The 26,245-nt window shown below is 36.2% G+C and carries 26 protein-coding genes; 9 read left to right on the plus strand and 17 right to left on the minus strand.

The genetic code is table 11. The features are described from left to right. Nucleotides 1-30 precede the first annotated feature (30 nt). Entirely contained in the window at nt 31-1,794 is a 1,764-nt protein-coding gene (locus tag ACFSQJ_RS18990; RefSeq protein WP_377768497.1) for a hypothetical protein, read from the minus strand. Nucleotides 1,795-1,913: 119 nt separating this feature from the next. Between ACFSQJ_RS18990 and ACFSQJ_RS18995 the strand changes: the two genes are divergently transcribed. From ACFSQJ_RS18995 to ACFSQJ_RS19005, 3 genes are all read left to right on the plus strand, one after another. Next, nucleotides 1,914-2,414, plus strand: a complete 501-nt coding sequence (locus ACFSQJ_RS18995) for an RNA polymerase sigma factor (RefSeq protein ID WP_377768499.1) — start codon at nt 1,914-1,916, stop codon at nt 2,412-2,414. 120 nt (nt 2,415-2,534) lie between these two features. Then, on the plus strand, nt 2,535-3,446 hold the full coding sequence (locus tag ACFSQJ_RS19000) for a FecR family protein (protein ID WP_377768501.1): 912 nt from the start codon (nt 2,535-2,537) through the stop codon (nt 3,444-3,446). Next, the gene (locus ACFSQJ_RS19005) at nt 3,427-5,985 is read left to right on the plus strand and encodes a TonB-dependent receptor (RefSeq protein WP_377768502.1); all 2,559 of its coding nucleotides are present in this window, start codon (nt 3,427-3,429) and stop codon (nt 5,983-5,985) included. The genes ACFSQJ_RS19000 and ACFSQJ_RS19005 overlap by 20 nt, the downstream gene beginning before the upstream one ends. Here ACFSQJ_RS19005 and ACFSQJ_RS19010 read toward each other — a convergent pair. Beyond that, nucleotides 5,982-6,854 (minus strand): Brp/Blh family beta-carotene 15,15'-dioxygenase, encoded by an 873-nt coding sequence (locus ACFSQJ_RS19010; RefSeq protein ID WP_377768503.1) that lies wholly within the window; start codon nt 6,852-6,854, stop codon nt 5,982-5,984. The two genes, ACFSQJ_RS19005 and ACFSQJ_RS19010, sit on opposite strands and share 4 nt — an antisense overlap. A gap of 121 nt (nt 6,855-6,975) precedes the next feature. Between ACFSQJ_RS19010 and ACFSQJ_RS19015 the strand changes: the two genes are divergently transcribed. Beyond that, the gene (locus ACFSQJ_RS19015) at nt 6,976-7,722 is read left to right on the plus strand and encodes a bacteriorhodopsin-like (protein ID WP_377768504.1); all 747 of its coding nucleotides are present in this window, start codon (nt 6,976-6,978) and stop codon (nt 7,720-7,722) included. A 74-nt stretch (nt 7,723-7,796) separates the two neighbouring features. Here the strand turns inward: ACFSQJ_RS19015 and ACFSQJ_RS19020 are convergent, their stop codons facing one another. Next, nucleotides 7,797-8,600 (minus strand): zinc-dependent peptidase, encoded by an 804-nt coding sequence (locus tag ACFSQJ_RS19020; protein WP_377768505.1) that lies wholly within the window; start codon nt 8,598-8,600, stop codon nt 7,797-7,799. Nucleotides 8,601-8,655: 55 nt separating this feature from the next. Here ACFSQJ_RS19020 and ACFSQJ_RS19025 point away from each other — a divergent pair, with 55 nt between their 5' ends. After that, a complete protein-coding gene (locus ACFSQJ_RS19025; protein ID WP_377768506.1) occupies nt 8,656-9,333 on the plus strand; it encodes a hypothetical protein in 678 nt (225 codons plus the stop codon). On the opposite strand, the gene argS is transcribed toward ACFSQJ_RS19025, so the two are convergent. Then, complete coding sequence (argS, locus tag ACFSQJ_RS19030; protein ID WP_377768667.1) at nt 9,334-11,127, minus strand: arginine--tRNA ligase; 1,794 nt, start codon at nt 11,125-11,127, stop codon at nt 9,334-9,336. Between the two features lie 105 nt (nt 11,128-11,232). Between argS and ACFSQJ_RS19035 the strand changes: the two genes are divergently transcribed. The 4 genes from ACFSQJ_RS19035 (at nt 11,233) to ACFSQJ_RS19050 (ending at nt 15,175) form a co-directional block, all read left to right on the plus strand. After that, the gene (locus tag ACFSQJ_RS19035; protein ID WP_377768507.1) at nt 11,233-11,658 is read left to right on the plus strand and encodes a hypothetical protein; all 426 of its coding nucleotides are present in this window, start codon (nt 11,233-11,235) and stop codon (nt 11,656-11,658) included. After that, nucleotides 11,658-12,170 (plus strand): DUF1648 domain-containing protein, encoded by a 513-nt coding sequence (locus tag ACFSQJ_RS19040; RefSeq protein WP_377768508.1) that lies wholly within the window; start codon nt 11,658-11,660, stop codon nt 12,168-12,170. The genes ACFSQJ_RS19035 and ACFSQJ_RS19040 overlap by 1 nt, the downstream gene beginning before the upstream one ends. After that, a complete protein-coding gene (locus ACFSQJ_RS19045) occupies nt 12,167-13,591 on the plus strand; it encodes an SDR family oxidoreductase (protein ID WP_377768509.1) in 1,425 nt (474 codons plus the stop codon). Before ACFSQJ_RS19040 ends, ACFSQJ_RS19045 begins: the two co-directional genes overlap by 4 nt. Nucleotides 13,592-13,675: 84 nt before the next feature. Then, the gene (locus tag ACFSQJ_RS19050) at nt 13,676-15,175 is read left to right on the plus strand and encodes a carboxypeptidase-like regulatory domain-containing protein (protein ID WP_377768511.1); all 1,500 of its coding nucleotides are present in this window, start codon (nt 13,676-13,678) and stop codon (nt 15,173-15,175) included. On the opposite strand, the gene ctlX is transcribed toward ACFSQJ_RS19050, so the two are convergent. From ctlX to infA, 13 genes are all read right to left on the minus strand, one after another. Beyond that, a complete protein-coding gene (gene ctlX / locus ACFSQJ_RS19055) occupies nt 15,172-16,101 on the minus strand; it encodes a citrulline utilization hydrolase CtlX (protein ID WP_377768512.1) in 930 nt (309 codons plus the stop codon). The two genes, ACFSQJ_RS19050 and ctlX, sit on opposite strands and share 4 nt — an antisense overlap. A 15-nt stretch (nt 16,102-16,116) precedes the next feature. After that, complete coding sequence (locus ACFSQJ_RS19060) at nt 16,117-17,031, minus strand: dimethylarginine dimethylaminohydrolase family protein (RefSeq protein ID WP_377768513.1); 915 nt, start codon at nt 17,029-17,031, stop codon at nt 16,117-16,119. Nucleotides 17,032-17,125: 94 nt separating this feature from the next. Continuing rightward, the gene (locus ACFSQJ_RS19065; RefSeq protein ID WP_377768514.1) at nt 17,126-18,409 is read right to left on the minus strand and encodes a citrate synthase; all 1,284 of its coding nucleotides are present in this window, start codon (nt 18,407-18,409) and stop codon (nt 17,126-17,128) included. Nucleotides 18,410-18,527: 118 nt separating this feature from the next. After that, nucleotides 18,528-20,063, minus strand: coding sequence for a glycogen synthase (locus tag ACFSQJ_RS19070; protein ID WP_377768515.1), 1,536 nt, complete (start codon nt 20,061-20,063; stop codon nt 18,528-18,530). A 115-nt stretch (nt 20,064-20,178) separates the two neighbouring features. Further along, on the minus strand, nt 20,179-21,471 hold the full coding sequence (gene eno, locus ACFSQJ_RS19075) for a phosphopyruvate hydratase (RefSeq protein ID WP_377768516.1): 1,293 nt from the start codon (nt 21,469-21,471) through the stop codon (nt 20,179-20,181). Nucleotides 21,472-21,588: 117 nt separating this feature from the next. Continuing rightward, nucleotides 21,589-22,701 (minus strand): glutamine-hydrolyzing carbamoyl-phosphate synthase small subunit, encoded by a 1,113-nt coding sequence (gene carA, locus ACFSQJ_RS19080; RefSeq protein WP_377768517.1) that lies wholly within the window; start codon nt 22,699-22,701, stop codon nt 21,589-21,591. Between the two features lie 87 nt (nt 22,702-22,788). Further along, the gene (rplQ, locus tag ACFSQJ_RS19085; protein ID WP_377768518.1) at nt 22,789-23,289 is read right to left on the minus strand and encodes a 50S ribosomal protein L17; all 501 of its coding nucleotides are present in this window, start codon (nt 23,287-23,289) and stop codon (nt 22,789-22,791) included. A 59-nt stretch (nt 23,290-23,348) separates the two neighbouring features. Continuing rightward, a complete protein-coding gene (locus ACFSQJ_RS19090) occupies nt 23,349-24,341 on the minus strand; it encodes a DNA-directed RNA polymerase subunit alpha (protein ID WP_377768519.1) in 993 nt (330 codons plus the stop codon). Nucleotides 24,342-24,359: 18 nt separating this feature from the next. Further along, entirely contained in the window at nt 24,360-24,965 is a 606-nt protein-coding gene (gene rpsD / locus ACFSQJ_RS19095; RefSeq protein ID WP_377768520.1) for a 30S ribosomal protein S4, read from the minus strand. 103 nt (nt 24,966-25,068) lie between these two features. After that, entirely contained in the window at nt 25,069-25,461 is a 393-nt protein-coding gene (gene rpsK, locus ACFSQJ_RS19100; protein ID WP_339337647.1) for a 30S ribosomal protein S11, read from the minus strand. A 12-nt stretch (nt 25,462-25,473) separates the two neighbouring features. Then, entirely contained in the window at nt 25,474-25,848 is a 375-nt protein-coding gene (rpsM, locus tag ACFSQJ_RS19105; protein ID WP_377768522.1) for a 30S ribosomal protein S13, read from the minus strand. A gap of 2 nt (nt 25,849-25,850) precedes the next feature. Further along, nucleotides 25,851-25,967: a type B 50S ribosomal protein L36 gene (gene ykgO / locus ACFSQJ_RS19110; protein WP_013305171.1), complete on the minus strand. Its 117-nt coding sequence runs from the start codon at nt 25,965-25,967 to the stop codon at nt 25,851-25,853. Between the two features lies 1 nt (nt 25,968). Beyond that, a complete protein-coding gene (infA, locus tag ACFSQJ_RS19115) occupies nt 25,969-26,184 on the minus strand; it encodes a translation initiation factor IF-1 (protein ID WP_008613577.1) in 216 nt (71 codons plus the stop codon). Nucleotides 26,185-26,245 lie beyond the last annotated feature (61 nt).

Here is a 26,245-nt window from a genome sequence, read left to right on the forward strand (position 1 = left end):
TATAGTGTTCTCGATTATCGATTAAAATTATTATGGTTTTTCAAAAACCAGCACATCAATGCTTCCATCACCTCCGCTCACACTTCTTAGCTCTATTCTATCCGCTGAGACTTCAACAATATCCCAATCATCGGTAAGGTCGCCATAGATTCCATCTTCATCAAAGTTCAAATAAAACTTTAACTCTTGGTCTTTGTTCCTTAAAACTCTCCAAAGCCCTGTCAAGAAAGGATCATCATTTACAGATAATTCCACTTGGTGCATGTTAGAGAAGCTAAAATCAACTCCGTTATATGCTGCGGTCATATCAACTTCAGCTTCTGAATATAAAGCTACATTCCATTGACCACCCAGCATGATATTTCTAATTTCCGAAACATCGGCATCACCAGCATTGTCATCACAAACACGTTGCAAGACCAATTCGTAATCAGTACCATCAACTTCGAACTTTAATCTTTCATTGGTAAGTTCTCGTAACGGCCAGTTGAAATTAACGGCTTGCTCGTCACCAAAGCTTATCAGTAAGGCAAGTTTCATCTCGGCATTCAGACCAACTTCCCAAGTACCCTCTGAAACCATTATTCCATTACTTAAGGTTACAACACCTTCAGCCATAAATTTAAATTCGTAACCTAAAAGTCTATCAATTTCTACACCTTCATTCTTCACTCTTTTAATAATCCACTCACACTCCTTTAAAATCTCTCTAAGGGTGTTTGGATCCTCGCCATTGGTGTCATTTTCACAATATTGCTTAAGAATGATTTTGTTGTTATCATCTCCAAAAAGTTTTATTCTACCTTCGCCTACCTCATAGACCAACCACTGTAAGTTAAAGTCAACAAGAACTTCAAACTCTAAATCCAATACTACACCATGGTCAGAAATACTTGTTTCCCATTCGCCAGTTAGCATATTACCTTCTCTATCTCTAACAGTAACTGCACCATCTTCGGTAAAGTTCATTAGGTACTCGAAATATTGATCTGTTTGATCTGTACCATCTCTTTTTAATTCACGAACCAACCAAGGACATTCTACCAAGTAAGCGTCTAATCTTTCTTCACTAAAGTCGTCATCATTATAATCATTGTCATCATCTTCATCGCATTCGTCTTTAGCTGCATCTAAAGCCGCAGCCAGTTCAGCATTGTTACTTACCATAACCTCGGTACCATCAAACTTTTTTAATGTGATGGGGAAATCAATACTTACCAGGTCATCATCCTCAAGACCTTCAAAGAATCTTCTTAACTCTTTATCACTGTTAATGGTAACTGAACCTGTTTGCTGTTCGTTAACATCAAAAGTGAAAAGAGTAATAGGGTAAACAAAATCGATACACTCAATATCATCATCATCGCCTTCTGTACATTCGGCAATTAGCTCACGGAGCGCTTCTTTATTTTCAATTGTGATTTCTGTAAAATCACCTAGTGTAATCGTAATAGGGAAGATTATTTCTAAAATATCTTCATCATCATCGAATTCATCAAAGATTTCTTCGATTAAATGAAGGTCTTCAATGGAATCAATAGTTATTTGAATTCCTGCTACCTCAACGGTATATGGAAAGTTGATTGCAAAACAACTTGCGCCATCAACAATATTATCAAAAGAACCATCTTTTGTAGAAGTGTTCTTTATCAAGCTTGCTGTCGTAGAACTTGCTGTTATAGTTTCTTGGTCGCTGCCGCCATTAACTTCTTCGAACTCTTCTTGACAAGAGTTAAAAATTAGAGCCATGCTAAAAAGCCCTAGATACATTAAATTTTTGATTATCTTTTTCATAATGATTTGGATTTATTCATTGCTTATTTGCTAGTAAAACAACATGGCTTAAAAATACCCTACCTCTTTTTTAATTTTTTTTAAAATATCTTTGAGCAAGCCAAGCGATACCTTTCTAAATGAGCAACGTATGTGAGGAGCAAATCTTTAGCTCCGTATTTAAAGCTAATTCTAAAACGATTTTCAACTATATATATTATAAGTTCGGAAATGAAGAAAAAGCAAATGATGCCGTACAGGAAGCATTTGTAAAACTCTGGGAGAATTGTGCCAAGGTAACTCCAGAGAAAGCAAAGTCTTATTTATATACCGTTGCCAACAATTTATATTTAAATGTTATAAAGGCAGAAAAGGTTCGCCTAAAATATGCAGATATGTATTCCAATTCGATCTCCAACGAGTCTCCTGAGTTCGTTTTGGAAGAAAAACAATTTAAACAGAAATTAGATAAGGCCTTAAATACTTTACCAGAAAACCAACGCACCACTTTTCTTTTGAATCGTATTGATGGAAAAAAATATGCAGAAATAGCAGAAATGGAAGGTGTAAGTATTAAGGCGATTGAAAAAAGAATGCATTTGGCATTAAAAACGCTAAGGGAAAAGATTGATGGGATATGATTTGGTTGAAAGTTGAAAGTGAAAGGTGACAACTGATTACTGATTACTGATTACTGATTACGAAAAAAAAAGTAGGGTTTTTGATTACTAGATTGTTATAAAGACATAAAGCATAGTGTTATGCAAGAAAATTATTTAGCAAAATGGCTCAATAACGAGCTTACCGAAGCAGAGCTCTCAGAATTTAAAAAATCTGATGAGTATGCCTCATATATAAGAATCTCTGAGGTTTCAAAGCAATTGAAAGCACCTGATTTTGATGCGGACAATGCTTATGAGAACTTTAAAAATGCTCAAGATTTTCATGAAACCAAAGTAGTTCCATTGCGTCCCTTTAAATCATTTTTAAGGGTTGCAGCAGCTATTGCCATATTACTGGCGGGCTCTTACTTCTTTTTGAATACGCTTGACCAATCATACAGCACGCAACTTGCCGAAAGAACGGAAGTGCAATTACCAGATAATTCTCAAGTAATATTAAATGCAGACTCTCAAATTTCTTTCAGTGAAAAGAAATGGACTAAAGAAAGAAATGTTGAACTAGATGGCGAAGCATTCTTTAAGGTAGCCAAAGGAAAAAAATTCACGGTTTCGACTGCATCAGGTACTGTATCCGTTTTAGGAACCCAGTTTAATGTTGAGAATAGAACTGATTTTTTTGAAGTTACTTGTTACGAAGGTTTGGTAAGTGTTCTATATAACAACAAAGAACGGAAATTACCGGCAGGAACTTCTTTTCTCGTAGTCAATGGAAAAGTAATGGATGATACTGCCATAAAAAATGGTCAACCATCATGGGTAAACAATGAGAGTTCTTTTAAAAGCATACCCTTGAAATATGTTTTGGCAGAGTTCGAAAGGCAGTTCAATGTTAAAGTTGAAACAGAAAATATTAATGATAATCAGTTATTTACTGGCAGCTTTAGCAACACAGCCATAAAAATTGCGTTAGAAAGTATAAGTACACCTTCAAAGATTAATTATAAATTAGAGGGTAATAATGTGCTTTTCTATGGCGAGAACACTCCGTAGCACTTTAGTCAAAATTCTTTTTTCGTTATTTTTCTTATTGTCAATACCATCTATTTTGGCACAAGAAGAAAACGAGGTATCCCTTAAATCTTATTTAACGGAACTCGAAAGTAAGTATGCTATTAAATTCTCATTTGTTGACGAAGATCTTTTCGGAGTGAAAATAACTGTTCCGAACTTCAATAATTTAAACTCCATTATCACAGCGCTTGAAACCCAGACGAAGTTAAAGATTGAAAAATTAAACCAGCGCTATTACACCTTAACAAAAAGTTCTTTGGTCTCGATATGTGCAAACGTATTAGACAATTATGCCCAAAATACCATACCTGGGGCTACTGTAGAAGTTTTAGGAAGCGAAATAGCTATTGTGACCGATTCAAACGGTAGTTTTTCACTTAATGATATCCCAAGAAACGCATCGCTCAAAGTTCGATACCTAGGCTATATAACAAGGTACATTGCCATCGACGACCTAGCGGATACCACTGAGTGTACGAACATCTTACTTGATGAAAATTTAGAAAGGCTCGAAGAGGTCGTGGTTTATGAATTTCTGACTTCGGGTCTTGTAAAACAAGCCGACGCTAGCATTACATTGAATACTGCGGAGTTAGGAATATTACCGGGCCTCATTGAACCTGACGTACTACAATCGGTTCAGGCATTACCCGGTGTTAAGAGTATTGATGAAACTGTTTCCGATATCAATGTCCGCGGGGGTACAAATGATCAGAACCTTATACTATGGAACAGAATTAAAATGTATCAATCTGGTCACTTTTTTGGATTAATTTCTGCCTTTAACCCTTATCTAACCGATAAGGTAACGCTGTACAAAAATGGCACACCAACGAATTATGGAGATGGCGTCAGTAGTGTTATTAGCATGCAAACCAAAGATGATATTGAGGGATTGTTTGTCGGTGGAGCGGGTATAAACCTCATTAGCGGAGATGTATATGGTCAATTTCCAATAAATGATAAAGTAGCTTTTCAATTCTCTGCACGTCGTTCGACCACCGATTTTTTAAACACACCGACCTATAACAGTTTTACAGAACGCGCTTTTCAAGATTCAGAAATACAGAATCAGCAGAATCAAACCATTGATGAAAATATTGATAGGGATGTTACTTTTCTTTTCTATGATTTTACTGCAAAACTCCTTTATGACATTAATGAAAATCAAAAGTTGCGTCTCAATTTTATCGGCATGACCAATGATTTACGGTATATACAAACAAATACGAACACCAGTGAAACCACACAAAGTTTTTTAGAACAGGCCAATGTTTCGCTTGGCTTACAACTTCAAAGTCAATGGAATTCTAAATTCTCATCACATTTAAACGTATATGTGTCCAGATATGACCTAGGTGCAGAAAACTTTTTTAATAATAATCAGCTGCTCATTCAAGAAAATACAGTTATCGAAAATGCCCTGAAATTTGATTCTACCTACGCCATTTCTGACCGGTTATCTTGGGGTAATGGCTACCAATATATTGAAACGGGCATAACAAATATTACCGATGTCACACAACCTCCTTTCGACTCAAATATTAGAGGTGTAATTCGAATACACGCTCCCTACTCACAAATCAACTATACTTCTTTTGAAAATAGGCTTATTGCGAGTGGCGGACTACGTGTCAACTACATCGAAAATCTTGATACTTTTTCTAAATGGTTGTTAGAGCCTAGATTAAATGTGAATTTTAGGTTAGCTAAAAACCTACGGGCGCAACTCTTAGGAGAATTCAAAAGTCAGTCTACCAATCAAGTAATAGACTTAGAACAGAACTTTTTAGGTGTCGAAAAAAGGCGTTGGATTCTTTCAGATGAAAATGAATTACCTATCACACGTAGCAAACAAGGTTCTATTGGACTTAACTACGAGAAAAATTCTTTTTATGTCGGATTGGAAGCGTTCTATAAAAAGGTTGAAGGTATTAGCACCAGAACCCAAGGTTTTCAAAATCAAAATCAATTTAGTGGAGAAATAGGCGAATACGATGTCAAAGGCCTTGAATTTTTAATCAATAAAAGAGGTAGCAATTATAGTACTTGGCTTAGTTATACCTACAATAAGAATGACTATAATTTCGACAGCATTCCTCCAAACCTTTTTCCAAACAATTTGGATGTGCGCCATGCGATAACCTTAGCCGGCACCTACAACATAAAAAAACTCAAGTTAGGCTTAGGGATTAATTATAGAACAGGTAAGCCATTTACTGCACCACAAGAAGGAGATGCAGCTTTAGATACTACCTCATTTCCCAATAGAATCAATTACGAAGAGCCCAATAGCAGCAGACTACCCGAATACTTGAGGGTTGATGCCTCTGCCAACTATGGTTTCAATATTACCAGAAGATTAAAAGGTAGCGCAAGTATTTCAGTCTTGAACTTGACCAATCGAAAAAATATATTAAATCAATATTACCGTGTTTCAGAAAACAATGAAATTGAAACGGTCATAAATAGCTCGTTAGGCATTACACCTAATGTGAGTTTTAGAGTTAAATTTTAAGAATGTTTAAGTCTAGACATCACTATAACATGAGGAAAAGTGATAGCTGCCAAGAAATAAATTAATATAGAAATAAGGTGTGCCCTATTATCAATAAAAAAAGCAAATAAAATACAAAGACCCACTACCGATACTGCCCAATAAACCCAAGAAGAATGCAAATACTTAATAAAGTGTTGCCTACTTGAATTGCCATATAAAAATTTAATCTGGTCTTTAAGTGAAGGTAGACTATGCCAGATTACAAAATAAATACAAAACCCCCAAAGAAGATTTGCAGTGGCAAATACAACGAAAAGTACCAATAAGTAAAAAAATTCTTCAACGAGATTAACCATTATCTTTTTTGTAACACTCATATACGCCAGAATTGTAGTAAGAAAAATGCCTGCCCCTAACAATCCATATCCAAAAAAGACATCTATAATTTCAAACCCGGTTACCTCTTCAAGTATTGAAGCCACCTTGTTTATATTTAAATAAAATATCATAAACAGTATTGTTAATCCATAAAAGAAGTACAATAGTTTCGAAAATAGTGACTCCTTGGTAGACTTACTGCTCAAATGTTGCTCACCAAAATGGTAACCGCTCAACATAATAAATAAGATGAGTGCAGCCGATGGATAGCACAAAAATAAGAGTGATATACTGCAAACTGTAAGAATATAGTAGCCTAAAACCCTATAAAAACCAAAAGAGAGACCATTCTTTTTTGCGCTTATGCGAATTACACTAATATCGTTCGCTCCATGCAAAACACCAAATGTTAGTATTAGAGCATAGGCCAAATAAGTTTGAATCGAACCACTGAACATCGTTGAAATCCAAAGACAAAAAAATGTACTTACAATAATCCAGTTCTTCAAAATACAAGAATTTTCATTTTGTTTAAATATATTAAAAAAATATTAAACAATATTATCTATTTTTTGTTTAAGTTTTATTAGATTTGATTCAACAAAATGCAAACAATTAACTTTTATATATATGAAAACAATGTTTCTAAACATGCCTCTTTTGGCAGACGTATCAAAAATTGCCACTGACGACTACGTCGGTTTTACATTCTTTGTGGGATGCATGGCTATGATGGCAGCTTCGGCTTTCTTCTTTTTATCAATGAACGATTTTGACAAAAAATGGAAAACTTCCATTTTAGTTTCTGGTCTTATCACCTTTATTGCAGCTGTGCACTATTGGTACATGCGTGATTACTGGGCTGCATTTGAAGAATCTCCAACATTTTTCCGTTATGTCGACTGGGTTTTAACGGTACCTTTAATGTGTGTAGAGTTTTACTTGATTCTTAAGGTAGCGGGCGCTAGAAAATCATTAATGTGGAAGCTTATTCTTGCATCCGTAGTAATGCTTGTTACAGGTTACTTTGGCGAAGCAGTATACAATACTGGTAGCGGACCTGCAGTTTGGGGTCTCATTTCAGGTATAGCTTATTTCTACATCGTATATGAAATTTGGTTAGGTAGTGCCAAAAAATTGGCGACCGAAGCGGGCGGTGCAGTTTTAAAAGCACATAAATTGCTTTGTTGGTTCGTATTAGTAGGGTGGGCAATTTATCCACTTGGATATATGGCCGGAACACCGGGCTGGTATGACGGACTTGCAAATTTAGGCCTTAATATGGATGTTATCTACAACATTGGAGACGCCATAAATAAAATAGGATTTGGTCTTGTGGTTTACGGTGCTGCAATTGCAGCTCGGGACAAGAACTAATCTTATAATTTTAGTTGGTTACTAAATTAAGGTCCAGACTTAAATCTGGACCTTTTACTTTTAGGGCTTGTACTTTAATTATTCAGCATTTTGCTCAAGTAGAAAAATATTTCTGGAAACTCGCGCTCTAAATCTCTTGGGCTTTCAAAAAAACTTTCAATCAATACCGCAAAAAATTCTACAAAATTGGTTTTGGCATAATCTCTTAAATAATCAGATTCTCTCATCTTTTCTTCAAAGCTGATAGAATCAAAGACCGTTCTTAATTTCATCAAACCTACTTTAAACCTTCTAGCCTCCCAAGTTGACTTTCTTCTATTTTCAAACAACAAGGCGTGAGCTACTTCATGTAGCCCTAAGTTTTTATTGTCATTCGGAATTTTAAACCCTTGTTTTAAGTCTTCGGCAGAAAAGACCAAAATTTTCATCCGAGGATTATATTCCCCTATATGATGGCGTTTCCCAATATTGGAATAATATTGTGAAGGATAAATAATAATTCTATTGATAGAATTCTCAAAACGAAAGTTTTTGAGCCCCATGGTCATCAAAATTGCAGACGCCGAAACATAGGCCTTTATTTCTTCCTTATTTTTAATATCACCATAAAAAACAAAAGGTTTCTTTGATTTAAACCAAGCAAAACGCTTTAAAAAAAGTTTTCGTTGTGCGGCACCAAAGGATTCAAAAGGAACAAGAAAGCTACTTATAAAGCGACGTTCTTTAGCGTTTATAGGCTTTACAGGGTGAAAAAGATTAAAGAACGTAAACCGTTCATGCGCAAAACGTTCATAGAGCGCCTTTACAAAAACAAACAACAGCCCTACAACCAAGATTATAGCTGCAATTTGTTTTTGGGTTTCGGTTAAATCTTCCATTAGATTGGTTATATGTTATTAGCCTTAAACTGTAGTTTTTAGTACTTTTAAATATATGAGTTTAGAAAACAGATTGAATAATTTTGGCTACGATGATAAAGAGATAGAGGAGTTAGATACACCTACTATTCAAAGTTATCTGAATTTAGTTACTGAAAACTTAAGGTCAAATATTAAAAAAGTAAACCGAAATTCTTTTTTATTAATCCTAAGTGTAATCCTATACTTTTTAATTATCACGGAAAATCCTGATGCAAAAAAAGTTGAAATTCTTTTTTTGGAAATAAATGACACAAAAATTTTACTATCTATTATTCCAGTATTTTTTTCATTTGTTTTTTTTCAGAATATTGCCCTATGGATCAACTCAACTAACTTAAATTCTCTTTTTGAAAGATTGGTTCAAAAATTATTTGAACTTGGCATCTTTACAAATACCTCATATAAACTACTTCCCTTTTCTCTATTAGTTGATTTATCAAAGTATCAGTTTGTAAACAAAAAAATACATTGGATTCTAAAAATGCCAATATGGTTAATATTAATTGCTCTACTTTTATTTCCAATATTCTTTGAAGGTTATGCAATTTTCAATATTATAAAAAGTAAAAATTATAATTTCCTATCAATAACTTGTGCTCTCTTGACACTAGTTTTTTTCTTAGTCACTATAATCCATATTGGCTATGCAGGAAAAGATAAAATAAAACCAAATTCAGACAAAGAGGAATAATTACATACGTTCAGGAACATCCACTCCCAATAACTTAAATGAAGACTGAATAACTTCCCCAACTTTTCTAGAAAGAGAAACCCGCAAAAGTCGTTTCTGCTCATCAGCTTCGCCCAAAATAGATACTTGCTGGTAAAAAGAATTAAATTCTTTTACCAAATCATACGTATAATTCGCGATAAGTGCCGGACTATAATTCTCAGCGGCCAATTGCACGGTTTCCGGATAAAGCTGTAACTGCTTTAACAACTCCTTTTCTTTTTCATGAAGTGCTAAGTCACTAGTATCTAAGTCTTTTACCGAATCAGCAATACCGAGGTCATTTGCCTTTCGCAAAATAGACTGAATTCGAGCGTAGGTGTATTGAATAAAAGGGCCTGTATTTCCTTGAAAATCAACAGACTCTTCAGGATTGAATAAAATTCGTTTTTTAGGATCTACTTTAAGTATGTAATATTTTAATGCACCAAGACCAATAATTTTATAGAGGTCTTGCTTTTCTTCTTTCGTATAACCTTCCAATTTGCCCAAATCTTCAGAAATAGTCGCTGCTGTGCTAGTCATATTCTCCATTAAATCATCGGCATCTACTACAGTACCTTCTCGGCTCTTCATTTTTCCAGATGGTAAGTCTACCATACCATAACTTAAATGGTATAACTTTTCAGCCCAAGAATAGCCTAGTTTCTTTAGAATTAAGAATAATACTTTAAAATGATAATCTTGCTCATTACCTACGGTATATACCATCCCGTTAATGTCCGGAAAATCAGTTACCCTTTGAATTGCCGTACCAATATCTTGGGTCATGTAAACCGCGGTACCGTCTGATCTTAGTACGATTTTCTCATCTAAACCTTCATCGGTGAGGTCTATCCAAACACTACCATCGGTCTTTTTAAAGAAAACCCCTTTTTCAAGCCCTTCTTTAACCACATCCCGTCCTAAAAGATAGGTGTCACTTTCATAATAGAGTTTGTCAAAATCAACCCCCATATTTTCATAGGTGGTATCAAAACCTTCATACACCCAACCATTCATCTTTTTCCAAAGGGAAACTACATCCTTATCTCCTGCTTCCCATTTACGAAGCATTTCTTGGGCTTCAACAAGGATCGGAGCTTCTTTCTCTGCAATTTCTTTATCCTTTCCATCAGAAACCAATTCTTGAATCTCAGACTTATAGGCCTTGTCAAAAGCTACATAGTATTTCCCGACCAAATGATCTCCTTTTAATCCCGAAGATTCAGGTGTTTCATCTTCACCAAACTTTTGCCACGCCAACATACTTTTGCAAATATGTATGCCACGATCGTTGATGATTTGGGTTTTATATACTTTATGTCCGGCCGCTTTTAATATCTCAGCAACCGAATAACCTAAAAGATTGTTTCTAATATGTCCCAGATGCAGTGGTTTGTTTGTGTTCGGTGAAGAATACTCGACCATAATCGAATCTTTAGAAGCTACTTTTGCATAGCCATAGCTGGCATCTGTGGAAATAGTTCTGAAGAAATCTAGGTAATACGAATCCGCTATCACCAAATTTAAAAAACCTTTGACTACATTAAATTTAGAAACCTCAGTTACTTTAGCGACAAGATACTCCCCTATTTGTGTTCCGATTTGCACCGGATTGCCCTTTACAACACGTAACATTGGAAAAACTACAACGGTGATATCTCCCTCAAAATCCTTACGGGTGGGTTGAAATTCTACTGAGGATAAATCAGCTTCGAATAAATCTTTGACCGCTTGTTGTACTTTTTGCTCTAAAACCTTTTGTAGCTCCATCAAAATTGCCTTTTCAAGCTGCAAAACTACGTTTTTTTAACCTTTTTAGATAAGATTAAGACTATTCAAAAGTCATGAAACCCTGTATTTCACTAATTTTAAGATATGTTACTAAATGTTTCGTACAACGATAAGAAAATAACCAAAAAGGTTGATGATGAAGTGGGCAAACCCTTTACCCTAAAAGAACGTCTAAAACTAGGAGGAATTGGTTCTCCGAAGCTATTTATTAAAGAAACCAGTATTGAAATACAGAACCTTTTGATATTAGATAACAACAGAAACTCATGTAATATAGAAATGCGACCTAAGGGTATTATCGTTCGTTTTAGATCATTACTTGAAACGTATGCATTAGTGATTCCATATTATAAACTAACCATCTATAAAGGTGATTTTGCCGTATATTCTATTTATCGAGATCATTATTTTATCAAGGTACAATCAGATACCAAGGCCATTCAAAAATATTTTAGAAAATTATTGGACTATAAGGCAGACAATGCCCCCACTTCAATTGAAGATTTATAATGTTTAAGAACCATCCAAAAATTGATGTAGAACCTAATGATTTTGACCGAAAACTAATTTTAGCAGGTTGGCTTCTGGTCGCGCTCAATTTTATTTTGGTTTTTTCTTTTTATGCTAGCTTGCCAGAGGTTATTCCTACCCATTTTAATATAAAAGGTGAAGCTGACGGGTTTGGAAATAAATCAACACTTTGGGTACTGCCCATTCTAAATCTAGTAATGTATTTTGGAATGACTATGCTCGCTACTAAAATGAAGCCATGGAACTTTAATTACCCCACCAAGGTAACCGAGAAAAACGCGTCAAAGATCTATGCAATAAGTATTCGAATGTTAACCTGGCTCAATCTTGGCATTGCATTAATTTTTCTGGTGATTTCACTTAATGCTATACTAATGGCAAAAGAAGTAAATCATTTTAGCATTGGCTGGGTCATAATTGTTTTGTTATTGGCAATAACCTTAGGCCCCTTTATATCCATTTTTAAAATGTTCAAAGTTCCCAAATCATGAAGATTCTGCTTACAGGTGCCAATGGTTATATCGGTATGCGATTGCTTCCGCAATTGCTTGATGCTGGCCACGATGTTGTCTGCACCGTTAGAGACGCCTCACGTTTATCGGTAGACCAAGAAACCCTGGCTAAGATCAAGGTTTTAGAAATTGATTTTTTAGATGATGTTTCGGAAGGAAAAATTCCGAAGGATATTGATGCTGCCTATTTCCTAATACACTCCATGACCTCATCAACCAAAGATTTTGATGAGATGGAGGCTATTACCGCTAAAAATTTCAATGCCCTGGTAAAAGACACCAACATTAAACAGGTTATTTATTTAAGTGGCATTGTCAATGACAAAAATCTTTCTAAACATCTTTGGTCTCGAAAAAATGTAGAAGAGATTTTATACAAAGGCAATTTTAGCCTTACCGTTTTACGTGCCGGAATTATTGTGGGTTCTGGTAGTTCTTCGTTTGAAATTATACGAGATCTATGCGAAAAACTTCCGTTTATGATTACCCCAAAATGGGTTTTGACCAAAACGCAGCCTATAGCTATTCGCGATGTCATTGCGTTTTTAACGGGAGTACTAGGGAATTCAGAGACCTATAATGAATCATTTGACATTGCGGGGCCAGATGTGCTTACTTACAAAGAAATGCTCCATCAATACGCCAAGGCAAGAGGTTTCAAAAATTGGATAGTCACCGTACCGGTAATGACACCAAAACTATCCTCATACTGGTTATATTTTGTTACCTCAACCTCATATAAATTGGCGCTAAACCTAGTCGATAGCATGAAAATTGAGGTCATTGCAAACGACAATAGACTTTCTGAGCTGTTAGATATTACGCCACATTCCTACATGGAAGCTATTGACATGGCCTTTAAAAAAATTGAGCAGAATCTTGTTATGAGTAGTTGGAAAGACAGCATGGTCAGCGGTCGTTTTAATAAGAATCTTGAAAAGTATGTTCAGGTTCCCAAGTTTGGGGTGCTTAGGGATGAACAAAAACTAAAAGTAGACGACCCAAAAAGGGTGTTAAAAAGAATTTGGAAGATAGGAGGCAAAACAGGTTGGTATTATGGCAACTGGCTCTGGAAAATTCGAGGGTTTTTAGATAAACTTTTCGGTGGTGTTGGACTTAGAAGGGGAAGAACACATCCTGATAAAATTTTTGCTGGAGATGCCCTTGACTTCTGGCGTGTTCTTTTAGCTGACAAAAAAGGAAAACGTTTATTACTTTTTGCCGAGATGAAACTACCTGGCGAAGCTTGGCTAGAATTTAAAATTGACGAAGACAATGTGTTGCATCAAACTGCAACTTTTCGTCCACGTGGCCTAAAAGGTAGGTTATACTGGTATAGTATAGTGCCTTTGCATTATTTTATTTTTGGCGGTATGATCAGAAATATTGCCAAAAAATAATCTTGGCTCGACTTTTGAAGCAACCATTCCCAATCAAAAAACGTCTTTATCTATATACATCACTTTATCAAAAAACCAATTTACATGAAATCATATTACACGCTTACACTATTACTTTGCCTATCTGTTGTTTCATCTAGCCTAGCACAAACTATTTCATCAAAAGTAGTCGATGGTAAAACCAAAAACCCTATTCCATATGTAACCATTCAGTATGGCGAAAACCAAGGCGTAATTTCTAATGAAGAAGGCAGATTTAGTTTTGTATTAGATGCTACCACGCAAAAACTTGATTCTATCTATATCTCTAGTATGGGCTATGAAAAATTGGGTTTTACCTATGAAAGCCTATTAGATAGTGTTATTTACATACAACCAAAAGCTATTGAACTTAGCGGAGTATACCTATTCGATAAAGAATTAGAGGTTGATGAGATTATTGACAAAATGAAAGAGCGTTTACCTCAGAACACAAATAATGACCCCATAAAACAACGTTATTTCTTGAGACAGTCGGTTTTTGGGAACATCCAAAAAGTGGATTTCGGATTTGAAAAATCCTCTATTGAAGAGCTAGACAAGGAGTTTATCGATAGCCTTGCAAGTATAATCCCTAGAAATTCATATCACTATACTGAAGCTCTCGGTGATTTCTACAAGACTAAAAAAGACTATAAAGTGAATGTCTTAAAAGCAGCCAATCTTTATGATAAAAAAGATATCGGCTCTTTTGATGAATTGGGTAAGCGTATGGAGAATATCTTCAAACAAAACGTTAAGCCTGATTCCTATTTAAAAATAAAATCAGGAATCTTCAGTGAAAAAATACAGGTAGATTCTATTATGAGTGATTTAGAAGCCGAAGAGGCCAAAGAACTCGAAAAAGAAATGAAGAAAGACACCGTCTCTGACTTTGTAGATGAACAAAAACACATTTTTGACGAACTCTTAGGCGAGGTCTTTTACGAAGAAGACACTAAACTAAATGTCATAAACAAAAGTAGGAAGTATGAATTCGAACTTGCCGGATATGCCGATATTGACAACGCTGGAGTTTATGTAATCGATTTTAAACCAAAGGGCGGTGCAGACTTTAAAGGAAGAATCTTTGTTAATATTGAAGATTTTGCCATCATGAGAATTGACTTTGAAAATCTTAAGAACCTAAGAAACTTCAGGTTATTAGGTATTTTTTATAGGGAAATACTATATAAAGGTTCAATGCACTTTACGAAACTCTCCAATAACAAGTATGACTTGAAATTTGTGGATTTTAGTTTTGGACGTTGGTTTAGATTTGATAGACCGCTAGATGTCATAGAAAAAAACAAGCATGTTAAAGGTAGAAACAAACAAAATGAACTACGTTTAAATATTGATTTTAGAATGACCAATACCAATAAATGGGAACTCGTGATTTTTGACAATACCATTATCGACCAAAACCAGTTTGATAGTTTTAAAGAAGATAAAAGTATCAAGGCCACCTATATGGCAAAGTATGACCCTGAATTTTGGAAAGGTTACAACATTATGGAACCCAACCAGGCCATTAGAGAGTTTACAGCTACAGAATCAGACTAAGCTTTAGGTAAAAACACCTCCGCCATCATACAGCGTGCCGAACCACCCCCACAAGTTTCTATAGTTTCTAAAGAACTGTGTATGATATCGCAATGCTTTTTAATAGCACTTATTTGATCTTCGCGCAAACTGTGGTATGCCGCTGAGCTCATGACCATAAAGCGTTTGTCTTTCGCACCATATACTTGCAGCATATTGCCAGCGAAATGATGCATTTGTTTTTCCGTAATAGTAATAATCTCTTTACCATCTTTTTTTAGATGTTCGGTAACGTTTTTACGTTCCTTTTTATCATCTATGGTATCCAAACAAATAACAGCGAAAGTCTCTGCCATTGCCATCATTACATTGGTATGGTAAATTGGCAATCGCTGACCATCTACAGTTTGATTAGCAGTAAATATGACCGGAAAACAATCAAAATCTTCGCAAAACTCGATGAACAATTCTTCATGTGCCCTTTCTGAAAGTGCACAGTAGGCCTTTTGATTAACCCTATCCTTTAAAATACTGCCGGTACCCTCTAGAAAAACGCCTTCTTTCTCAGCTGAAGTATAATCGACTATATTATCTATTCGAAAGCCTTTTTCTTCAAGAATGTCAAAAACATCTTCGCGTCTTTCTTTTCTACGATTTTCAGCAAACATGGGGTAAACCACTACTGTACCATTAGCATGAAATGAAACCCAATTGTTCGGAAAAATAGAATCTGGGGTATCGGTTTCTTTTCGATCATCAACAACGATTACATTTACTCCTCTATCGCGCAATACACTTACAAAGTCGTCAAACTCTTTTTGAGCTCTTGTGTTGATCGTTTGATTCTTTATGTCTATATCTTCTTGAAAATAATTATTTACAGCCGTCTGCTCGTTCATACGAAAAGCCACAGGGCGAATCATTAGGATGGTATTGGTAATCTGCATTTAAATACTTTTTCTTTATTCGCGAATTAAGGGCAAGGTACTGCATCGTAAAAGCCCCTCTTGTTTGGCAATCTCAGCATAGGGGATTTCTTCTACGGTAAAACCTTGACCTCTAAGCCAGTTGTTTAGTCTAGTAAAGTTACGTTCGGAAACTACAACTTCAGGTGATATTGAAAATACATTGCTAAACATTTGATACATTTCTTCAGCCGTTATTTCAAATATATTTTCTGTTCCAAAATAATTTACAAGCCATTGATACTCTTCTTCAACCAAAAATCCATTTTTATGAAGAATGGCCTTATCTTTTCCGATAGGCTGAAAACAACAGTCTAAATGCAAAGCGTTTTCTTTGGCATTCGTATTGGATTTTCTTAGTTCAAAAGACTTTACAGTTTTGTTTGGGAATTGTTTTTTTAAAAATTCTATCGCTTCTTTATTTGTTCGGGCCGTTATATAATCAGGATAATCTGAACCGGTATACGTGCCTACAAAGATATAATCGTTCCAAGGCATCACATCCCCTCCCTCTATATGCACTTCTTCAGGAGGATATATGATATTTTCTGGCTTTATTTCACTTATTACATGCTGTATCGCTTGAAACTCTTTTTCCCTATCGGGCAGAATATTGGCATGCACCAATTTATCACCAATTACAAAAGCGATGTCTCTAGAGAATATCTGATTACAATCGTGTAAAACAGATGGCCTATAAACCTTTACACCATACTTCTCAAATACTTTCGCAAAGGCTTCCATTTCTTCAATCATATCAGCTTCTGTAGGATAAGTTCCAGCGAGAATATGCTCTAAAGACTTAGGGTCATAGGCTTCCTCAGGTATTGGTGTTGGGCCACAACTTTCAGCAGTACCAAGCACCACAGCTTTTAAAGGCGAAGTTTCATTGTTAATGTTCAACTGAAGCATTTGAAAAATTTTTATAAAATAAACTCGTTTTTTGGTATAAAAAAAGCCCTTTTATTAGATAAAAGAGCTTTATTGTTTTTATTAAGGTAGCAATCTACCTCTTGTCAACGCCAACAAAAGGGCGGTAGTTTTCACCTACATAAATTTGCCTTGGTCTACCAATAGGCTCATTACGTAGACGCATCTCTCTCCATTGTGCTATCCACCCCGGCAATCTTCCTAAAGCGAACATTACCGTGAACATATCCGTAGGTATGCCCAGCGAACGATAAATAATGCCCGAATAAAAATCTACATTTGGATAAAGCTTTCTTTTTACAAAGTACTCGTCTTCAAGCGCCTCTTTCTCTAATCCTTTGGCGATATCTAAAATAGGGTCGTTAATGCCCAAATCCCCTAAAACTTCATCAGCGGCCTTCTTGATAATCTTTGCCCTTGGGTCAAAATTTTTGTAGACCCTATGCCCAAAGCCCATTAACCTAAAAGAATCTGATTTATCCTTGGCTTTGGCCATATATTTTTTGGTATCACCGCCATCGGCCTCAATAGCTTCTAACATTTCTAATACGGCTTGGTTTGCACCACCATGCAATGGGCCCCACAATGCCGAAATACCGGCAGAAAGGGAAGCAAATAATCCCGCATGAGAAGAACCAACTATTCGCACCGTCGATGTAGAACAGTTTTGTTCGTGGTCAGCATGTAGAATAAGTAACTTATCCAACGCATCAATAACCACTCTATTTCTTTTATATTCTTGATTCGGTCTTTTGAACATCATTTTATGAATGTTCTCAACGTAACCTAAAGAATCGTCCCCATAATCTAAAGGGAGTCCCATTTTCTTGCGCATAGCCCAAGCAACCAATACCGGAAACTTGGCCAGAATACGCACAATGGAATTGTACATAGCATCGCTGGAAGCCACATCGACCGAACCAGGGTTAAATGCCACTAAGGCACTCGTAAGTGAAGATAATACACCCATTGGATGAGCAGACTTTGGAAAACCGTCCAAAATCTTTTTCATTTCCTCATCTACATGAGATTCGTTCTTAATATCTAAATGAAAGGCAGCCAACTGCTCTTTGTTTGGCAGCTCTCCAAAAATCAAAAGGTAGGCCACCTCAAGAAAATCAGCCTTTTCGGCAAGTTCTTCAATTGAGTACCCGCGGTAACGTAAAATTCCTTTTTCACCATCTAAAAAAGTAATTGCACTTTCACAAGAGCCTGTGTTTTTGTAACCTGGGTCAATGGTAACGATTCCGCTAGTTCCCCTCAAAGTTTTAATATCGATTGCCAACTCATCTTCCGTTCCCTTTATAACCGGGAATTCATACTTTTTTCCTTCAAATTCAAGTGTTGCTTTGTCCGACATTTAAATGATTTATAGTTATTATGATAAGCTGTTAAAATTACGAAAAAGGAAAGGTTTTAACAATAATGCCCTTCAATTTTGGAGAATTCTTAACAATACTTGAAGTAAGAAAATAGGTTTACATTTTATAAAGAACCTTATAATATTCATCTACTGATTTTTGCCACGTGAATCGTGCTTTCTTAGCGTTAGTTTGAATCTTTTTCCATGTTGGTTTATCGTTTACAAAAATATCCAACGCAATATCAAAAGTGGAAAGCATATTTTTAATCTTTTGGTCATAAGAGTCCCCATCAAAACCAAAACCTGTTTTCATATGCTTAACGGTATCTATAAGTCCGCCCGTATGGTGAACCAAACAGGGATTTCCGTTTCGCATGGAGAGCATTTGACTGATTCCGCATGGCTCAAAAAGGCTTGGCATAAAGTAGAGATTAGATTCTAAATACATAGAATCAATCAAATTCTCCGATTGTCCGTTTGTGAAAATGAAGTTCTTGTGCTTGTAACTGATATCCCTAAATAGTTCTTCATATTCTGGGGCTCCAGTTCCAAGAAGGATAAAAATACCATCTATTTTCTCTAGCTTTTTTAAGATAGCAACGAAAGCCTCCGGAGAACGTTTAAAAAAATAGAATTTTTGTTCCGTTAATCGAGCTACACTCGAAACAATAAACTTTGGTTCGTTATCTACATATTGCATAATTTTCTCCCCGGTATGGGCCAAAAAATCAGCTTTATATTTTTTTGACTCTTCTTGAAGCCAGCTAAAAAGGGCCTTAACCGTATTTCGATAGATTTGGCCTTTTTCTTCGACATTAATATTCTTGTAATTACAGCCGTTAAGAATACCAAAAAGTCTATTTTCTTTATCGGCCTGTTGCAAATCTTTCTCTAAGCCCTCACCTCCGATAAATTCTGGTGGTGAACTCGGCTTCATTACATCTTCTTTGTAGGAGGGAGACACTGTATGAACGGCATCTGCCAAACGGATGCCTACTGCCATTAAATTAATACAATCTTGATACCTGTAATCAATAAGGCCTTTTTCATCAAAAGGAATATCAGGAAACCAATTTCGTAAAGAAGAATAATTATCTTCAAAAGGGCGGATACCTTGTATCGCTAGGTTATGAATACTATAGACAAATCTTATTTTTCTAAGATTCTCATAACCTCTATGATATTCTCTAAGAAAAAGCAATAAACTAGAATGCCAATCGTGAAGGTGAACAATATCTAATTTACCGAAGGCCCCTTTTTTTATAGCTTCGGCTACCGCAGTACAAAAAATAAAATATTTAATAGCATCTGTATAAAAAGGCTCTTCGGGGTCATCATGATAAATATGTGCAATACCCCCCGCCTCTATTTCGGGATGGTGAACAACATAATGATAGACATTTGGATACTCTTTTTTCGGTTTAACCTCATACAACTCAGCAGTATAAACCATCCCGCGAAGCGAAAAGTTCAACTTGGTCTTTAAGACCCCTTGTTGGTGTAACCTACCATAAGAAGGAACAACCACATGGGCCTTATCTCCTTTTTCAGAGATTTGTCTGGGAACATCTCTTACTACATCTCCCATTCCGCCAGCTTTGCAATTGGCTATACCATCGTTCTCAGCTGCTGCAAAAAGAAAACTATTCATATCCTTTCTATAATTAGTTGGTCTCGAAGCATAATATACATTATCTATAGTTCAAAAAAAAGCCTTTCTAAAAGAAGAAAGGCTATGATTCAATTTTTACACTATAGAAATAATTCTACTTTATTTTAAATGCTTTTTCCTGAGGATAGTAAGCAGTGTCACCTAATTCTTCTTCAATACGAAGCAGTTGATTGTATTTGGCCATACGATCACTTCGAGAAGCTGAACCAGTTTTAATCTGACCCGTATTCAACGCAACCGCCAAATCTGCAATGGTATTATCTTCGGTCTCTCCTGAACGATGCGACATCACTGAGGTATACCCAGCATTTTTGGCCATATTCACGGCTGCAATTGTTTCTGTCAACGTGCCTATTTGGTTTACCTTGATAAGAATAGAATTCGCAATTCCGTTCTCTATACCACGAGAAAGACGCTCCACATTGGTAACAAATAAATCGTCACCTACCAATTGCACTTTATCACCAACTTTATCGGTTAGCATTTTCCAACCGTCCCAATCGTTCTCGTCCATACCATCCTCAATTGAGATAATAGGGTATTTTGCACATAAATCGGCTAGGTACTGGGCTTGCTCTTCAGAAGATCTTACTTTTCCTTTATCGCCTTCAAACTTTGTATAGTTATATTTTCCATCTATATAAAATTCAGCGGCAGCGCAATCTAAAGCAATCATCACATCATCACCTAGTTTATATCCCGCTTTATCAACAGCTTTTGCAATAGTATCCAAAGCATCTTCTGTACCACCTTTTAAAGTAGGCGCAAACCCACCTTCATCACCAACAGCAGTGCTCAATCCTCTATCATGCAGTACCTTTTTTAGATTATGGAAGATTTCAGTTCCCATTTGCATGGAATGACTAAAATCTTTCGCCTTGACAGGCATCACCATAAACTCTTGAAAAGCAATAGGTGCATCTGAATGTGATCCACCGTTGATAATGTTCATCATCGGAACAGGAAGTGTATTAGCACTAACACCACCAACATATCGATATAATGGCATACCCAACTCTTCCGCTGCAGCTTTTGCAACAGCTAAAGAAACACCTAGAATAGCATTAGCGCCTAATTTTGATTTATTTGGGGTACCATCTAAATCAATCATCGCTTGGTCGATAAAGTTCTGCTCAAAGACAGAAACACCAACTAACTCTTCTGCAATGAGGGTATTCACATTATTGACCGCCTTTCCAACACCCTTGCCCATAAAAGAGTCTCCTCCATCACGCAGCTCTACAGCTTCATGCTCGCCAGTAGATGCCCCCGATGGAACAGCTGCACGGCCCAAAACTCCGTTTTCCGTAACTACATCAACCTCTACAGTTGGGTTACCTCTCGAATCTAAAATTTGTCTCGCATGAATATTGATAATAATGCTCATTGTTTTATTTATTTGTGATTGAAATTAAGAAGAACGAAGATACGAAAGGACGCTCTTTTAGCCTTAAAGAAAACTACATAACTACCTGATAATAACCTAAAAATAAACTACAACGTTTTAGTTAGCACTTGTTTTTATGGCATCGAAAAATTGATCAAAAAGATAATCTGCATCATGCGGCCCAGGACTTGCTTCTGGATGGTACTGAACAGAAAATACATTTTTACCCTTCAACTTTAGTCCGGCTACCGTGTTATCATTTAGATGGGTATGTGTAATCTCTAGATCACCATTTGCTTCAGCCTCTTCTCTATTAATAGCAAAGCCATGGTTCTGAGATGTAATTTCACCTTTACCCGTCATCAGATTTAAAATAGGGTGGTTTATACCTCTATGTCCATTATGCATTTTATAGGTAGAAACTCCGTTTGCAAGTGCCAATACCTGATGCCCTAGACAAATACCAAATAAAGGCTTATCCAATTCCAACAGGGCCTTGGTAGTTTCAATAGCTTCAGTTAAAGGCTCAGGATCACCTGGTCCGTTCGAGATAAAGTATGCATCGGGGTTCCAAGCAGTCATTTCTTCTTTAGAAGTATCGAATGGAAAAACTTTCACACATGCACCGCGTTTTGCCAGGTTTCGAAGAATATTCTTCTTGATACCAATATCCAAAGCAGAAATCTTATACTTTGCATTCTCATCACCATAGATGTAAGGTTCTTTAGTTGAAACTTTAGAGGCCAGCTCTAAACCTTTCATACTTGGCACTTCTTTTAATTCTGCTTTTAAAGTTTCAATATCGTCAACCCTTGTAGAAATAACCGCATTCATCGCACCGTTGTCTCTAATGTAACTCACCAAGGCCCGAGTGTCAACATCAGAGATTGCCAGTAAATCGTTTTTTTCAAGAAATTCCAACAAACTAGCATTTGCGCTTGGTCTAGAGTAGTTATAGCTGAAGTTCTTGACAATCAAACCAGCAATTTTTATAGAATCTGATTCAATTTCATCTTCATGTGTTCCATAATTACCAATATGCGCATTAGTGGCCACCATAAGCTGTCCATAATATGAAGGATCTGTAAAAATCTCTTGATAACCTGTCATACCAGTATTGAAACAAACTTCACCAAATGCAGTTCCTTCTCTATCTCCTACGGCTTTCCCATAAAAAATAGTCCCGTCCTGTAATAATATAAGTGCTTTTTTTCTTGTGTGATATTTCATATCGTAAATAAAATTTAACAAAAAAACATAAAAAAAGGATACGTTTTAGCGTATCCTTTAATGTATTTTAAACTAGTAATTAACATACTATTCTTCAGAGTCATCAGTTGCTGTTGTCTCAACTGGTGCTGGGGTTGCCTTTTTGCCTCCACCACCTCTTCTGCTTCTTCTCGTAGTTTTCTTAGCAGGTTTGTCCGCGTTATAGATTTCGTTGTAATCAACCAACTCTATCATTGCCATATCTGCATTATCACCTAGTCGGTTACCCAACTTAATGATTCTAGTGTAACCACCTGGTCTATCACCAATTTTCTCAGCAACATCACCAAACAATTCGGTTACAGCATGTTTATCTCTCAGATTACTAAAAACAACTCTACGATTGTGAGTTCCTTTTTCAATAGTCTGATTATTTTCAGCTTTTGATTTTGTAATCAATGGCTCAATAAACTGCTTTAAAGCTTTTGCTTTTGCAACGGTCGTGTTTATTCTTTTGTGCTCAATTAAAGAACATGCCATATTAGCAAGCATTGCCTTTCTATGGGCCGCTGTTCTACCTAAGTGGTTAAATTTCTTTCCGTGTCTCATTTTTCTATATTATCATCTTGCTACCAAATCCGTTATCGCGGAGAGCAAAATATGATTATTTAATCTTTATCTAATTTATACTTTGCCAAATCCATTCCAAACTGAAGTCCTTTGTTAATCACTAGTTCTTCTAATTCGGTCAATGATTTTTTACCAAAGTTTCTAAATTTCATTAAGTCGTTCTTATTGAAAGAAACCAAATCTCCTAAAGTATCCACTTCCGCAGCTTTCAAACAATTTAGTGCACGAACTGACAAATCCATATCGACCAATTTGGTTTTCAATAGTTGACGCATGTGCAATGATTCTTCATCATAAGTCTCGGTCTGCGCTATCTCATCAGCTTCTAACGTGATACGCTCATCTGAAAACAACATGAAGTGGTGTATTAAAACCTTAGCCGCCTCTGTTAAAGCGTCTTTAGGATGGATAGAACCATCAGTAGAGATTTCAAAAACCAACTTTTCATAATCGGTCTTTTGCTCTACCCTAAAGTTTTCAATACTATATTTTACGTTTTTGACCGGTGTGTAAACCGAGTCAACCGCAATACTTCCTATTGGAGCATTAGATTTTTTATTCTCTTCCGCAGGAACGTAACCACGTCCTTTTTCAATAATTACTTCTAGGTTTATTGAAACCTTAGCATCCATATTACAGATAACCAAGTCTGGATTTAAAACCTGATACCCTGAAATAAATTTTTGAAAGTCACCAGCGGTCAATTTATCTTTTCCGCTCAACGAAACAGAAACTGTTTCACTTTCAACATCATCAATCTGTCTTTTAAAACGAACTTGTTTTAAATTTAAGATTATCTCCGTCACATCTTCAACAACGCCCGGGATAACCGAAAACTCATGCTCAACTCCATCGATTCGTACTGCAGTTATTGCAAAACCTTCTAGAGAAGAAAGTAGTACTCTTCGTAATGCGTTCCCAACAGTTAATCCATAGCCAGGCTCCAAAGGGCGAAATTCGAATTTCCCCTCGAAATCTGTCGAGTCTATCATTATAACTTTATCGGGCTTCTGAAAATTAAGTAGTGCCATATTGGATTAGTGTTGTTTTTATTTAGAATATAACTCGACGATTAATTGCTCTTTGATGTTCTCTGGAATTTGAAGTCTTTCAGGAATGCTCACAAAAGCACCTTCTTTCTTCTCACTGTTCCATGTAATCCATTCGTAAACGCTACTATTATTCGCCAAGGAATCATTTATAGCTTGAACAGATTTTGATTTTTCACGAACACCAACAACATCGCCAGGTTTTAATGAATATGATGGAATGTTTACTAACTCTCCATTTACTGTAATATGCCTGTGTGATACCAGTTGTCTTGCCCCTCTTCTTGATGAAGAAAGACCCATTCTATAAACAACGTTGTCTAAACGAGATTCACACAATTGTAAAAGCACTTCACCAGTTACACCTTCTTTTCTTTTGGCAGTCGCGAATAAATTTCTAAACTGTTTTTCCAAAATACCATAGGTGTATTTAGCTTTTTGCTTTTCCATTAACTGGATCGCATATTCTGATTTTTTTCCACGGCGACGGTTGTTACCGTGTTGTCCCGGAGGGTAATTCTTTTTTTCGAAGGCTTTGTCGTCTCCGAATATCGCTTCGCCAAACTTACGTGCGATTTTTGATTTTGGTCCTGTATATCTTGCCATCTTCTAAGTTTATGAAAGTGTGATTATGAATTAAGGCTTATCCTTCGATAATCTTTTGTACACCTTCGGTGAAAATCCGCCTAAGGCGAACCATATTGATTAATTATACTCTTCTTCTTTTTGGAGGTCTACATCCATTATGCGGCATTGGAGTAACATCGATAATCTCTGTTACCTCAATTCCCGCATTGTGTATAGAACGTATAGCTGACTCTCTACCATTCCCTGGTCCCTTTACGAAAACTTTTACCTTTCTTAAACCAGCTTCATGAGCAACCTTAGAACAATCTTCAGCAGCTACTTGAGCAGCATATGGTGTATTCTTTTTAGAACCTCTAAATCCTAATTTACCTGCAGAAGACCATGAGATTACATCTCCCTTTTTGTTGGTCAAAGAAATGATAATGTTATTGAAAGATGCTGTGATATGGGCTTCCCCATTAGAATCAACAATAACTTTACGTTTCTTGGTTGTTTTAGTATTTGCTTTTGCCATAATACCTAACTATTATTTAGTCGCTTTTTTCTTATTAGCAACTGTTTTACGCTTTCCTTTTCTTGTCCTAGAGTTGTTCTTTGTACGCTGACCTCTTAATGGCAAACCAGATCTGTGTCGAATACCTCTGTAACATCCAATATCCATCAAACGTTTAATATTCAACTGCGTTTCTGAACGAAGCTCACCTTCAATTGTGTAAGAACCAACAGCGTCACGAATTTTCCCGATTTCATCATCGTTCCAATCAGAAACTTTTGTGTCTTCACTAACACCAGCTTTTGCTAAAATTTCTTTAGCACGGCTCCTACCAACTCCGAAGATATAGGTAAGTGCAATTACGCCTCGCTTTTGTTTTGGGATATCTACCCCTGCAATTCTTGCCATAACTACCCTTGTCTTTGTTTAAATCTAGGATTCTTTTTGTTGATTACGTATAATCTGCCTTTTCTGCGAACAATCTTGCAGTCGGCACTTCTTTTCTTTACTGATGCTCTAACCTTCATCTTAGTATCTGTATGTAATTCTTGCTTTGGTCAAATCGTAAGGGCTCATCTCAAGTTTCACCTTGTCTCCAGGAAGTAATTTGATATAATGCATACGCATCTTCCCTGATATATGAGCCGTCACCACGTGACCGTTTTCTAATTCAACACGAAACATTGCATTTGACAACGCTTCGATAATTGATCCATCTTGTTCTATTGCTGGCTGCTTTGCCATTATTTAGTTTTTAGTTTTCAGTTCTAAGTTTTCAGTTAGCTAGTTCATTCAAAATTGGTCG

The organism is Croceitalea marina, assembly GCF_042684265.1.
Classification (GTDB): domain Bacteria; phylum Bacteroidota; class Bacteroidia; order Flavobacteriales; family Flavobacteriaceae; genus Croceitalea; species Croceitalea marina.